Here is a 13,201-nt window from a genome sequence, read left to right as displayed (position 1 = left end):
ATGGAAAAAAGATGGTTATCCTTATATGTTGAAAATCGTGTGGGAGTGCTGGCAAGGATTGCAGGTTTATTCTCAGGGAAATCTTACAATCTGAGCAGTCTCACAGTGGGACCGACGGAAGACGAGACGGTTTCCAGAATGACGATCAGTGTGGAGAGCGATGACGCCACATTTGAACAGATCAAAAAGCAGTTAAACCGCAGCGTGGAAGTTATCAAGGTTATGGATTATACGACTGTATCCATCCGTATGAAGGAGATCATGTTCATCAAAGTGAAGGGATGCACACAGAAGGATAGAAACGAAGTATTCCAGATGGCTCAGGTTTTTCGCTTTCTAGTAAAGGATATGGGAAAAGACAGTATCCTAATCGAATCCGTTCGGACAGAAGCTAAAAACAACTCCATTTTAAATGTATTCAAGAAAAGGTTCTCAAGCATTGAGGTAGTCCGTGGAGGAAGCGTGGCCATTGACTCTATCAGTATGCAGGACAGATAAAAGGACGTTATCCACATGATTTCCTTTCGGCTCTTAGAATGCCTCACTCCAATCATGTAGAAAATGGATATAATATCTGTTGGAGGAGGAAGCATTTAATATAGAAGACATCATTCTGCGACAGGAATAAAAAGATGATATAATTCAAAGGCTCAGGGGCAAACAGGCTCCTGGGCCTTTTCTTGTTTATAACATAGGAAATAAAAACGCTCCGCAGGAATGGGGGTCAGTTCAGAGGGCTTGCCCAGTTTGTTCAACATTGTTATTTTGTGAAATAATTGTGAACTTTTATTAGATGAGTTGACATATCGGATGGTTATTGTTATATTGCATATAGAACAAGTAGATTATATATAACAATACAGAGTTTTCTGTATCAGAGATAGAATAGGAGGAATGACTTATGTTAATGCCAAGTATTTTTGGAGAGAACCTTTTTGACGGCTGGATGGACCATGCATTTAAAAATGCATTCCCGGCTGACCGTTTCGGCTTCGGAGACTGTGAACGTTATATGAAGACGGATATCAAAGATACCAAAGACGGATATGAGCTCAGTATGGAGCTTCCGGGATTCAGTAAAGAAGATATCTCCGCTCAGCTGAAGGACGGTTATTTGACCATCAGTGCAGCTAAAAATGAAGTAAAGGACGAAAAAGATAAAGAAGGTAATTTCATTCGCAAAGAACGCTATTCAGGACAGTGCAGCAGAAGCTTCTATGTTGGAAAAGAGGTCAAACAAGAGGAGATCAAAGCTAAATTTGACAATGGCGAGTTAATGTTAAAGATTCCTAAGACCAATGAGGCAAAGGAAGTACCTGCAGAGGAATACATTTCTATAGAAGGTTAACTGTCAAAAAGATACGGCCGGGGCGCTTAAAAAAGCACCCCGGTTTTATCGTTCTATCCTGTGCAATATCATACAAGAATTTTCTGATTGTTTGCATTAAAATAAGACTTGATCGAAAAAAACAAAATGGAGGAAACATATGAAGATGGAAAAAGAAAAATGCGCGGTAGTGATAGATGAAGCTCTTCCTGCGGGAATTGCGGTCAACGCAGGAGTGATTCTTGGGATGACCATGGGAAAACATATGCCGGAAGCAATAGGAGCTGATGTTATGGATGGAGATGGCAATGAGCACCGGGGGATCATTACATTTCCGGTACCTGTTCTGAAGGCCGGTCAAGAAGTATTAAAGCAATTGAGACATAAATTAAACCAGCCTGAGTTTAAAGAGCTGTTGGTAACGGATTTTTCTGATCTGGCCCAGGGGTGCATGATTTACAGTGAGTTTATGGAAAAAATGTCAGAAACACCGGAAGAACAACTCAACTACCTCGGGATCGCTGTATGCGGGCCCAAAAAGATGGTGAATAAATTAACTGGAAATTTACCACTTTTAAGATAAAAAACTGACAAAAAGATGGAAGATTCATTATGACTCTTGATAGAACCCCGGTTAACATCTGCTGTTTCTGGGGAATCGCAGTCATTAGATGGTATTCTCTGACCATCTTTTTTTTATTTCTGCCAGCTGTTTCTAACTGATATTGTTAATTTTGTGACGATTTTGTGTGGATTTTGAGGAATAGAATGTCTAAAAATATATAAAATTTTTCTAAATAAAAAAGCAGGCATATGGCTGTATTGAAAAAAGTACAATCTATACTGCATACAAAAGACCAAAAGAAATGGCTTAAAAACGAGGTTCTCGAGATCTCATGAACGTTAATTGAAGGCCTGAAACAAATTTGTAATTGAAATGAAAAAGTGATTGTGATACTATTAACATATCGGCGGGAAACTGCCAAACACTATAGAACAGAGAATTATTATGGAGGAATTGATATGTCAAGAAAAGTAGTTATTGCAAGTGCTTGTCGTACAGCAGTAGGTAAGATGGGTGGAGCATTAAGCACAACTCCGGCTGCTGACTTAGGATCAATCGTTATTAAAGAAGCATTGAACAGAGCTAACGTACAGCCAGATCAAGTTGACGAAGTATACATGGGATGCGTAATCCAGGCTGGTCTGGGACAGAACGTTGCTCGTCAGGCATCCATCAAGGCAGGTCTTCCGATCGAAGTTCCGGCAACAACTATCAACGTTGTATGTGGTTCTGGACTGAAAGCAGTAAACATGGCTGCAGACATGATCAGAAGTGGTGACGCTGATATCGTTGTAGCAGGCGGATGTGAGAACATGTCAATGGCTCCATATGTATTAGATCAGGCACGTTTTGGATACCGTATGAACAACGGTGTATTAAAAGATTCTATGGTAAATGACGCATTATGGTGTGCATTTAACGATTACCACATGGGAATGACAGCAGAGAATATCTGTGACCAGTGGGGACTTACAAGAGAAGAATTAGATGAGTTTGCGGCAGCAAGCCAGCAGAAGGCAGTTGCGGCTCAGGAGGCAGGTAAGTTCGATGAAGAGATCGTGCCGGTAGAAGTGAAGAAGAAAAAAGAGACGATCATCGTGAATAAAGATGAAGGACCTCGTCCTGGAACAACAGCAGAAGGAATCTCTGGATTAAGACCAGCTTTTAAACAGGGCGGAATGGTTACAGCAGCGAACTCATCAGGAATCAATGACGGTGCAGCGGCAGTTGTTGTTATGAGCGAAGAAAAAGCAAAAGAGTTAGGCGTGACTCCAATGGCTACATGGATCGCAGGAGCTCTTGGCGGTGTAGATCCTAAGATCATGGGAATCGGACCGGTTGCTTCTACAAGAAAAGTATTAGAGAGAACAGGAATGAGCATTGATGACTTTGATCTGATCGAAGCAAACGAAGCATTTGCAGCTCAGTCTGTGGCAGTAGGAAAAGACTTAGGATTCAACTTAAGCAAATTAAATGTAAACGGTGGAGCAATTGCGATCGGACATCCGGTTGGAGCTTCAGGATGCCGTATCTTTGTTACTCTGCTTCACGCAATGAAAGACAGGGGAGCTAAGAAAGGTCTTGCAACTCTTTGCATCGGCGGCGGTATGGGATGCTCTACCATCGTTGAAATGGACTAATTTAATTTGAAAGGAGATTGAATCCATGGAATTCATCACATATGAAACAGAAGGTTTTGTAGGTATCCTCACCATCAACCGTCCAAAAGCATTAAATGCATTAAACAGCCAGGTGCTCGGCGAGATTGAGGAAGCACTGGATGCTGTTGATCTGGAAAATACAAGAGCCTTGATTCTTACCGGAGCAGGAGATAAATCCTTTGTGGCCGGAGCTGACATCGCTGAGATGAGTACATTGACAAAAGCAGAAGGAGAAGCCTTCGGTAAGAAGGGAAATGACGTGTTCCGTAAGTTAGAGACATTTCCTATCCCTACGATCGCAGCTGTCAACGGCTTTGCTCTGGGTGGAGGATGCGAGATCTCTATGAGTTGTGACATCCGTCTTTGCGCAGAAAATGCAGTATTCGGACAGCCGGAAGTCGGCCTTGGAATCACACCTGGATTCGGGGGGACACAGAGACTTGCACGTCTTGTGGGAGCCGGAAAAGCGAAAGAAATGATCTACACTGCTTTCAATATCAAAGCAGATGAAGCATACAGGATCGGACTTGTGAATGCAGTATATCCTCAGGCGGATCTGTTAGACGCAGCCAAGAAGATGGCAGCCAAGATTGCTAAGAATGCGCCGATTGCAGTGCGTGCATCCAAAAAAGCGATCAACGACGGACTTGATGTGGACATGGATCAGGCTATCGTTGTGGAAGAAAAAGCATTCGGAAGCTGCTTTGAGAGCGAAGACCAGAGAGCCGGAATGGAAGCATTCTTAAACAAGACAAAGGTTGATGGATTCAAGAATAAATAATCAGTGGCAGGCAACAATTAGAGTTTAAATACAGGAGGAATCACAATGAAAGTTGGAGTTATCGGTGCTGGAACTATGGGCAGCGGAATTGCTCAGGCATTCGCTCAGACAGAAGGTTATGAAGTTTGCCTTTGCGATATCAATGAAGAATTCGCAGCAAACGGAAAAGCAAGAATCGCAAAAGGATTCGAAAAAAGAGTAGCAAAAGGTAAGATGGATCAGGAAAAAGCTGACGCCATTTTAGCTAAAATCACAACTGGTGTGAAAGACATCTGCACAGACTGTGACCTTGTTGTGGAAGCAGCAATCGAAAACATGGAGATCAAAAAGCAGACTTTCAAAGAGTTACAGGATATCTGCAAACCGGAAGCAATTTTTGCTACCAACACATCTTCCCTTTCCATCACTGAGATCGGAGCAGGCCTTGACCGTCCGATGATCGGTATGCATTTCTTCAACCCAGCTCCAGTCATGAAGCTTGTTGAGGTTATCGCGGGAATCAACACTCCTCAGGAGACTGTTGACAGGATCATCGAAATCTCTAAAGAAATCGGAAAAACACCGGTTCAGGTAGAAGAAGCAGCTGGATTTGTTGTTAACAGAATCCTCATCCCTATGATCAATGAAGCAATCGGAATCTATGCAGACGGAGTGGCATCTGTAGAAGGTATCGACACAGCAATGAAATTAGGAGCTAACCATCCGATGGGACCGTTAGCGTTAGGTGATCTGATCGGATTAGATGTTTGCCTTGCTATCATGGAAGTACTTTACAACGAGTTTGGAGATACCAAGTATCGTCCACATCCATTGCTCAGAAAAATGGTTCGCGGTGGTATGTTAGGACAGAAGACCGGTAAAGGATTCTACGATTATAGTAAATAATTAAATGGAGGAATAAGAAATGGATTTCGCATTAAGTAAGAAACACGAAATGGCAAGAACTCTTTTCAAAGAGTTTGCCGAAAATGAAGTAAAGCCTCTTGCACAGGACGTGGATGAAACAGAACAGTTTCCAAAAGAAACAGCTGAGAAAATGGCTAAAAACGGTTTCCTTGGTATCCCGATCCCGAAAGAGTACGGTGGACAGGGCTGTGATCCTTTGACATATGTTATGTGTGTAGAAGAATTATCTAAAGTCTGCGGTACTACAGGCGTTATCGTATCTGCACATACATCTCTGTGCTGTGACCCGATTCAGACTTACGGTACAGAAGAGCAGAAACAGAAGTACCTTCCGGACCTTGCATCTGGTAAGAAGTTAGGTGCATTCGGTCTTACAGAGCCGGGAGCTGGTACTGACGCTCAGGGACAGCAGACAAAGGCTGTCTTAGACGGTGACGAGTGGGTATTAAACGGATCTAAGTGCTTTATTACAAATGGAAAAGAAGCTGACGTTTATATCGTGATCGCTGTAACAGGTGTCGTTGAAAAACGCGGAAGAAAGTTAAAAGAGATTTCTGCATTTATCGTGGACAAAGGTACTCCAGGATTCTCCTTTGGAACAAAGGAAAAGAAAATGGGTATCCGAGGATCTTCTACTTATGAATTGATCTTTGAAGACTGCCGTATTCCGAAGGAAAACTTATTAGGAAAACAGGGCAAAGGTTTCGGAATCGCTATGCATACCTTAGACGGCGGACGTATCGGAATCGCTTCTCAGGCTCTTGGATTGGCAGAAGGTGCATTAGAAGCAACCATCGAATATGTAAAAGAGAGAAAACAGTTCGGACGTACGATTGGACAGTTCCAGAATACTCAGTTCCAGTTAGCTGACATGGCTACAAAAGTAGAAGCTGCTAAACTGTTAGTTTACAAAGCCGCAATGGCAAAGGCTACACAGAAGAATTATAGTGTGGAAGCAGCTATGGCGAAGTTATACGCAGCAGAAGTAGCAATGGAAGTGACAACAAAAGCTGTTCAGTTACATGGTGGTTACGGATATATCAGAGAATACGATGTAGAACGTATGATGCGCGATGCTAAGATCACAGAGATCTACGAAGGAACATCTGAAGTTCAGCGTATGGTTATTTCTGGAAATCTGTTAAAATAAGGGAGGTACTTTACTGTGAAAATCGTTGTTTGTGTAAAACAGGTACCAGATACTAAGGGTGGAGTTAAATTCAACCCAGATGGTACTTTGGATAGAGGTGCAATGCTCACAATCATGAATCCAGATGATAAAGCTGGATTGGAAGCAGCATTAAAATTAAAAGATGAATATGGTGCAGAAGTTACAGTTCTTACGATGGGACTTCCAAAAGCTGATGAAGTTCTCCGTGAGGCAATGGCAATGGGTGCAGACAAGGGAGTTCTCGTAACAGACAGAGTACTCGGTGGAGCTGATACATGGGCTACATCTACAACTCTTGCAGGTGCGATCAGAAACCTTGAATATGATCTGATCATCACAGGACGTCAGGCAATCGATGGAGATACCGCACAGGTAGGTCCTCAGATTTCTGAACACCTGGATATTCCGGTTATTTCTTACGCTCAGGATATTAAGATCGACGGAGACAGCGTTGTTGTTGAACGTCAGTATGAAGACAGATATCATGTGGTAAAGGCAAAAATGCCTTGCTTGATTACAGCTCTTTCTGAATTAAATGAGCCACGTTACATGACTCCGGGCGGAATCTTTGACGCATACGATCAAGAAGTTACCGTTTGGGGAAGAAAAGATCTGAAAGATGTCGATGATGCAAATATCGGACTTGCCGGATCACCTACAAAGATCGCAAAAGCTTCCGATAAAGTGCGTAAGGGTGCAGGAGAAAAAGTAACACTTGATCCTGAAGAATCCGTAGCATATATCATGGGCAAATTGAAAGAAAAACATGTAATCTAGTGTGGTTTTATAGATAAAACCCCATCTGCCTCCGGCGGATGCCAGGGATTTTCAAAGGAATCTTCTGTGCAAGCACAGGAAAATCCCGGCGCAAGTACGCCGCAGCGCACTTGAAAGGAGAATTGGTGAACAAAATGGGTTTAGAAGAATATAAAGGAGTTTATGTCTTTGCACAGCAGGTAGACAATGAATTAAGCGGCATCGCTTTTGAATTACTTGGAAAAGCCAAAGACCTTGCAAAAGATTTAGATACTGATGTCACAGCTGTTTTAATTGGATCTGAAGTGAAAGATCTTGCAGATGAACTTGCAGCTTACGGTGCGGACAAGGTGATCGTTGTTGACGATCCTGAACTGAAAGAATACAGAACAGAGCCTTACACACATGCACTGGCATCTGTCATCAACGAATACAAACCAGAAATCATGTTAGTAGGTGCTACTGCAATCGGTAGAGATTTAGGACCTCGTGTATCTGCCAGAGTGGCAACAGGTCTTACTGCTGACTGTACAGTCCTTGAAATCGGTGATTTCCCATTGGTTGCAATCCCGGGAAGAGAGCAGAAGCACAATCAGTTACTGATGACACGTCCTGCATTCGGTGGAAACACAATCGCTACCATCGCCTGCCCGGACAACCGTCCTCAGATGGCGACTGTACGTCCTGGTGTTATGCAGGCAATCGATAAGATCGAAGGTGCAAAAGCTGAAGTGATTGAATTCAATCCTGGATTTACTCCAGACAACAAATATGTTGAGATCATGGAAGTTGTTAAATCTGTAACTGACGTTGTTGATATCATGGATGCCAACATCCTTGTATCCGGTGGACGTGGAGTTGGAAGTCCTGAAAACTTCAAGATCTTAGAAGACTTAGCGGAAGTGATCGGCGGAGAAGTCAGCTGTTCACGTGCGGTTGTAGACGCAGGATGGAAGCCAAGAGATATCCAGGTTGGACAGACTGGTAAAACAGTACGCCCGAATGTATACTTTGCAATCGGTATCTCAGGAGCGATCCAGCACGTTGCCGGTATGGAAGAAGCTGACATTATCGTTGCTATCAACAAAGATGACACAGCACCGATCTTCGACGTAGCTGACTACGGAATTGTTGGAGACTTAAACAAAATCGTTCCAATGCTTACAGAACAGTTAAAAGCTGTAGTAAAATAATAAAAAACATCAATAAAACTCACAAAAGAGGTCCTGTATTCGTGCAGGACCTCTTTTGCTACGGAAAGTAGCCAAAAAATTCAGAATGTAAACAACAGTTGCTTGTTAGGGAAATACCTGATTGCTATACTTGGATCATCAAAACAGAGGAGGAAAATACAATGTTTTCTAAAAAATTAAAAGATCTGCGCAAGCAGGCACAAATGTCTCAGGAGAGGATGGCTGAAAAGCTTCAGGTATCACGCCAGGCAGTTACAAAGTGGGAGACTGGGGCGGGTGTTCCCGATATAGAGAATGTAAAGGCGATTGCAGCTTTGTTCCACATCTCAATCGATGAACTTCTGGAGAACGATGAAAGTGACGGGCCAAAAAAAGATTATGTATATGACAGCATCACAGAATATGATATCGACGGCGGTAAAAACTACGATATCACCTTTGCAGGGGCTAGACGCGTTTCGCTCTGCGGATATGAGGGAGAGAAAATCCAGGTCCGCCTTGCGTCAGACCAGATTGCTGAGATTCAGACTGCTTTTAAAGTACGGATTGACGATGTGAAGAAAAAGATCGACATCGACGTGCGCCGATTTGGAACTATGACGGAGACAAGGGCAAAAGCAGAATTAGATATTTTTATCAGGATTCCCCGACAATATACCGGAGATATTGAAATATCCGGCAACACTTCGTTGTTGGAACTTGGGAACATAGAGGCAGAAAATATAGAATTCTCAGGTAAGACAGAAAAGGTCTTTGTCAATGGAGTCACCGCACATGTGGAGCTTAACAGCAATGAGGATATGTTGATTGTCTGTGCAGGACTGGACGGACGTCTGGATATCAACCAGTTATCTTCTACCTCAAGACTGATGATATCTGAGAATATGGAATTTTTTGCGGTTAAAAAGGGAATTGGCAACAGTATATATTATGAAAGAGAGGGCAGCCCTTGCGAGGACTTTTCAAGGAAAGAGGGAGAGTTGGATGACCAGACCAGCATGGTTGAACTCAACGGAATGAAAAGTGAGTTGATCATTGAAGCGGTACAGAGTCCCAGCTTTGAGGTGTGATCTATGAAACCATATAAGTATCATCCAATCCGTTTTTATGTAACCGTTTTTGTAATGACGTGGGCCTTCTGGATCGGAGCGGCGGCCTGCAGGGACAATGGGACAGCTATGACCCTGATGTTTCTGGGTCTCTGTGTTCCTGCGGCAACAGCAGTTTGCACTGTCCTAACGTCCAAAAGCAAAGCACTGAAATCCGATCTTAAGCGGAAGCTGATCGGTTTTTACCGGGTACACCCGGTTAACTTGCTGGCGGCAGTTCTGCTGTTTGCATGTATTGTTGCGCTGACGATCCTATTGTCTACTGTCTTCGGGCAAAGTCTTGATCAGTTTTCCTTTACTGAAGGTTTCTCTTTTTCTATCAAAGGAAGTTCTGCCCTGATTACAATCCTTCTGGCTTCTGTCATTGAGGAATTGGGATGGAGAGGGTATGGAGAAGACTCTATAGCGCAGTATGGCAGCTGGTTCTGGGAATCGGTGTTGTTTGGATTTATATGGTCTGCCTGGCATATCCCTCTGTTTTTTATTGATGGAACTTACCAGGCGGGGCTTATGCAGCTCGGCTTTGGATATGCCTTGAATTTTTTTGTGAGCGTCATTCCACTTGGTTTTATCACGACCTGGGTGTACGTAAAAAACAACCGGAGTATGATGGCCAGTATTTTTTTCCATTTGTTTGTAAATTTCTTTCAGGAAAAGATCGCCATGACTCCTGAGACAAAATGTATAGAGACTATCGTGATCACTTTGGCAGCAGTGGGACTGGTTTTTGCCAATAAAGAGATGTTTTTTGAGACGGAGCATGTTGGAAAATTGCTTGAGACAAACAAAGACAGACGGCCGGCGGATTAAGCCGGACCGCCAGTGCTTTTGTACCATAGGAAGGTTCTTTGAACCTCACTATGGTAAAAAAAGCCCTGCGAGTGTTACGTATTTGGTGTTCAAATTGGATAAGTCCCTCAGAGATTGAGGGGATTGTCCGCTTTTTTCAGATAGGCTATGACATCATTTAGATCCTTGTATACCAAATTGACGAATGGTTTTAAGGCATCAGAATAAGGGATTTTATCGGGAATCATAATGGAAGTCATGCCTGCGCGGGAGATGGACTCCAATCCAGCAGGGGAGTCCTCAAGTCCCACACATACAGAAGGATCCAGATCCAGCCTTTCAGCTGCCTTCAGGAAAATATCTGGAAAGGGCTTGCTGCGAGGAACCATTTCTCCAGTGACTATGGCATCGAAGAAATCCATGATCTCTCCTTGCCGAAAATAGCGGGTGACGCGTTCCAGATCACAGGATGTGGCAACTGCGGTCTTATAGCCGCCGTCTCTTAGAAATGAGAGCAGGTTGAGAAGTCCCGGCTTGAATGGGACTCCGTTCTCATCAATCCAGTCATTTACATAATCCTTTCTTATTTGAAGAGCTTTACCAAATGGAAAATCAGGTCCGAACAGAGATGTAAAGTACTCCTGCATTCCGGGGACAGAGAATCCAAAGGTGTGCCGGACGTGTTCTTCTGTGATTGGATAGCCGTAGGTTTCTCCGGCCTGCAGCCAAGCGGGTATGGCCAGAGTCTCTGTATCGAGCATCAGGCCGTCCATGTCAAAAATAACGCCTTGAATCATATTGGTGTGCCTCCTTGCAATTTCGTTCTCTTATCATTATAATTTGAATCAGAGGGATAATATATCAGCATATTAGGACGTTTTATAACAATCCTATGGCAAAAGAGGGAGGATATTGTGAGGCAGATCGAAACAGACCAGAATTTCAGGGAACTGAACCAGTCTCTGGACCAGAGATTTCCTGTATGGGCCAGCAGTGACAGCTTCCTTAAATATTTCAACCGATATTTTCAGTGCCATTGGCATCCGGAGATCGAATTTTCTATCATAACAGAGGGCGAATGTATCTATGAGGCAGGGGGACGGGTCTATGAACTGAAGGAGGGGGATGGGATCTTTCTCAACCAGAATACCCTTCACATGGCTCAAATGAAAGGAAAAAAGGAGTGCAGGTTTAGTGTTGTCCGTGCGGAGCCTTTTTTCTTGGGCGGAAGTACGGACAGTCTGGTTTACCGGAAGTTCATGGAGCCTGTCATAAACAATACGGAGATTCCCTGCATCCCGCTTTACAGCAATACTGCCGGGCAGAGGGAACTGATCGGACAGCTGGAGGAGATGGTCCGTATTTATGAGACGAAGCTGGAAGGATATGAGATGGAAATGGCCGGAAGGTTTTTTTTGTTTTGGAACGGATTCATCCGATACCTGGGCAAAGAGCAAAATGGGGCTGTATCGATGAACAAGGATACGGAGAGGGTACGCAGAGGGATCGCATACATCCAGAAACATTATAAAAGAAAGATCACCCTGAAAGAAATTGCGGAGATATGTCAGTCCTGTCAGAGTGAATGCTGCAGGATGTTCCGGAATGTGGTGAAGGAAAGCCCCATTGAATATGTGAATACTTACAGGATCCGCAGGAGCCTTATACTGATTGAACAGGGGACCTATTCCATGACAGAGATTGCACAGGAAACCGGTTTTTCGGGGAGTAGTTATTTTACCGAAGTGTTTAAACAAAAAATGGGCTGTACGCCGTCAAGATATAAGGGCAGCAAAAAAATATACCAGGGTAGTCTGATGTAGTTGTGTGTTTGGAAAAAGTGCTGTCATATGTTACTATGACATAAAAGGAGATAGTTAGACATGGAAAATCAGGAACAGAAGCATAAAAGACGTGTGCGCTACAGCGGTACACATCCAAAAACCTATAAAGAAAAATACAAAGAGCTCCATCTGGAAAAGTATGCGGATACTGTGGCAAAGGTGATACAAAAAGGAAGTACGCCGGCGGGGATGCATATCCCGATCTGCGTGAAAGAAATTATGGAGTTTCTGCAGATAAAACCGGGACAGAAGGGTCTGGACGCAACACTTGGATATGGAGGGCACACCCTGGAGATGCTCAAAAGGCTGAATGGACAGGGACATCTCTATGCACTTGATGTGGACCCGATTGAGTCTGCAAAGACAACAGAACGCTTGGCAGGGCTGGGGTACGGACCGGAGATCTTGACTGTAAGACTTGAGAACTTTGCCAATATTGATAAGATAGCACAGGAATATGGCAAGTTTGATTTTGTGCTGGCGGATTTGGGTGTATCGTCCATGCAGATCGATAATCCGGACAGGGGTTTTTCCTATAAAACAGAAGGCCCGCTGGATCTCCGTCTGAATCCCAAGAAAGGAATATCAGCTGCCGAGCGCTTGAGGACAGCTGAGCGGGAAGAACTCCACGGAATGCTCATGGAAAACGCGGATGAGCCTTATGCCGCGGAAATCACTAAGGCCATTATATCAGAACAAAAAAAGGGCAATGTCATATCTACAACTACACATCTTCGTAAAGTAATAGAAGGAGCACTGGCGTTTATTCCGATAGCCGAGAGGAAGGAAGCTGTAAAGAAATCCTGCCAGAGGACCTTCCAGGCCTTGAGGATCGACGTAAACAGTGAGTTTGAGGTACTGTATGAATTTATGGAAAAACTGCCCCATGTCCTTGCAGAGGGCGGGAGAGCTGCCATACTGACCTTTCATTCCGGGGAAGACCGGATCGTGAAAAAGGCTTTTAAGCAATTATACCGGGAAGGGATATATTCGGATATAGCAAAGGATGTGATCAGGCCGTCTGCCGAGGAATGTGCGAAAAACGGAAGGGCCCGGTCCACAAAAATGAGATGGGCAGTGAAGGCATAGAGACAGGATG

General features: G+C 43.7%; 14 protein-coding genes. 13 read left to right on the top strand and 1 reads right to left on the bottom strand.

Annotation, left to right across the window (positions count from 1 at the left end):
- From ilvN to AR1Y2_RS11135, 11 genes are all read left to right on the top strand, one after another.
- The gene (ilvN, locus tag AR1Y2_RS11185; protein ID WP_137329024.1) at positions 1-498 is read left to right on the top strand and encodes an acetolactate synthase small subunit; all 498 of its coding nucleotides are present in this window, start codon (positions 1-3) and stop codon (positions 496-498) included.
- Between the two features lie 403 nt (positions 499-901).
- Positions 902-1,348, top strand: coding sequence for an Hsp20/alpha crystallin family protein (locus AR1Y2_RS11180; RefSeq protein WP_137329023.1), 447 nt, complete (start codon positions 902-904; stop codon positions 1,346-1,348).
- 139 nt (positions 1,349-1,487) lie between these two features.
- A complete protein-coding gene (locus AR1Y2_RS11175) occupies positions 1,488-1,910 on the top strand; it encodes a DUF2000 domain-containing protein (protein ID WP_137329022.1) in 423 nt (140 codons plus the stop codon).
- Between the two features lie 440 nt (positions 1,911-2,350).
- A complete protein-coding gene (locus tag AR1Y2_RS11170) occupies positions 2,351-3,532 on the top strand; it encodes an acetyl-CoA C-acetyltransferase (protein WP_137329021.1) in 1,182 nt (393 codons plus the stop codon).
- A 25-nt stretch (positions 3,533-3,557) separates the two neighbouring features.
- Complete coding sequence (locus AR1Y2_RS11165) at positions 3,558-4,334, top strand: enoyl-CoA hydratase-related protein (protein ID WP_137329020.1); 777 nt, start codon at positions 3,558-3,560, stop codon at positions 4,332-4,334.
- Between the two features lie 45 nt (positions 4,335-4,379).
- Positions 4,380-5,219 (top strand): 3-hydroxybutyryl-CoA dehydrogenase, encoded by an 840-nt coding sequence (locus AR1Y2_RS11160; RefSeq protein ID WP_137329019.1) that lies wholly within the window; start codon positions 4,380-4,382, stop codon positions 5,217-5,219.
- 19 nt (positions 5,220-5,238) lie between these two features.
- Positions 5,239-6,390: an acyl-CoA dehydrogenase gene (locus tag AR1Y2_RS11155; RefSeq protein WP_137329018.1), complete on the top strand. Its 1,152-nt coding sequence runs from the start codon at positions 5,239-5,241 to the stop codon at positions 6,388-6,390.
- Between the two features lie 15 nt (positions 6,391-6,405).
- Positions 6,406-7,188: an electron transfer flavoprotein subunit beta/FixA family protein gene (locus AR1Y2_RS11150; protein WP_137329017.1), complete on the top strand. Its 783-nt coding sequence runs from the start codon at positions 6,406-6,408 to the stop codon at positions 7,186-7,188.
- A gap of 134 nt (positions 7,189-7,322) precedes the next feature.
- Positions 7,323-8,360, top strand: coding sequence for an electron transfer flavoprotein subunit alpha/FixB family protein (locus AR1Y2_RS11145; protein WP_137329016.1), 1,038 nt, complete (start codon positions 7,323-7,325; stop codon positions 8,358-8,360).
- A 161-nt stretch (positions 8,361-8,521) separates the two neighbouring features.
- Complete coding sequence (locus tag AR1Y2_RS11140; RefSeq protein WP_137329015.1) at positions 8,522-9,430, top strand: helix-turn-helix transcriptional regulator; 909 nt, start codon at positions 8,522-8,524, stop codon at positions 9,428-9,430.
- 3 nt (positions 9,431-9,433) lie between these two features.
- Positions 9,434-10,279 (top strand): CPBP family intramembrane glutamic endopeptidase, encoded by an 846-nt coding sequence (locus AR1Y2_RS11135; protein WP_137329014.1) that lies wholly within the window; start codon positions 9,434-9,436, stop codon positions 10,277-10,279.
- 107 nt (positions 10,280-10,386) lie between these two features.
- On the opposite strand, the gene AR1Y2_RS11130 is transcribed toward AR1Y2_RS11135, so the two are convergent.
- The gene (locus AR1Y2_RS11130; protein WP_137329013.1) at positions 10,387-11,055 is read right to left on the bottom strand and encodes an HAD family hydrolase; all 669 of its coding nucleotides are present in this window, start codon (positions 11,053-11,055) and stop codon (positions 10,387-10,389) included.
- A 117-nt stretch (positions 11,056-11,172) separates the two neighbouring features.
- Between AR1Y2_RS11130 and AR1Y2_RS11125 the strand changes: the two genes are divergently transcribed.
- Complete coding sequence (locus tag AR1Y2_RS11125; protein ID WP_137329012.1) at positions 11,173-12,081, top strand: AraC family transcriptional regulator; 909 nt, start codon at positions 11,173-11,175, stop codon at positions 12,079-12,081.
- Between the two features lie 60 nt (positions 12,082-12,141).
- Positions 12,142-13,191, top strand: coding sequence for a 16S rRNA (cytosine(1402)-N(4))-methyltransferase RsmH (gene rsmH / locus AR1Y2_RS11120; protein WP_137329011.1), 1,050 nt, complete (start codon positions 12,142-12,144; stop codon positions 13,189-13,191).
- Positions 13,192-13,201 lie beyond the last annotated feature (10 nt).

It is taken from the genome of Anaerostipes rhamnosivorans (assembly GCF_005280655.1).
GTDB classification, from domain to species: Bacteria; Bacillota; Clostridia; order Lachnospirales; family Lachnospiraceae; genus Anaerostipes; species Anaerostipes rhamnosivorans.
The sequence above is the reverse complement of the archived record's forward strand: the minus strand, read 5'-3'. Positions and strand labels throughout refer to the sequence as shown.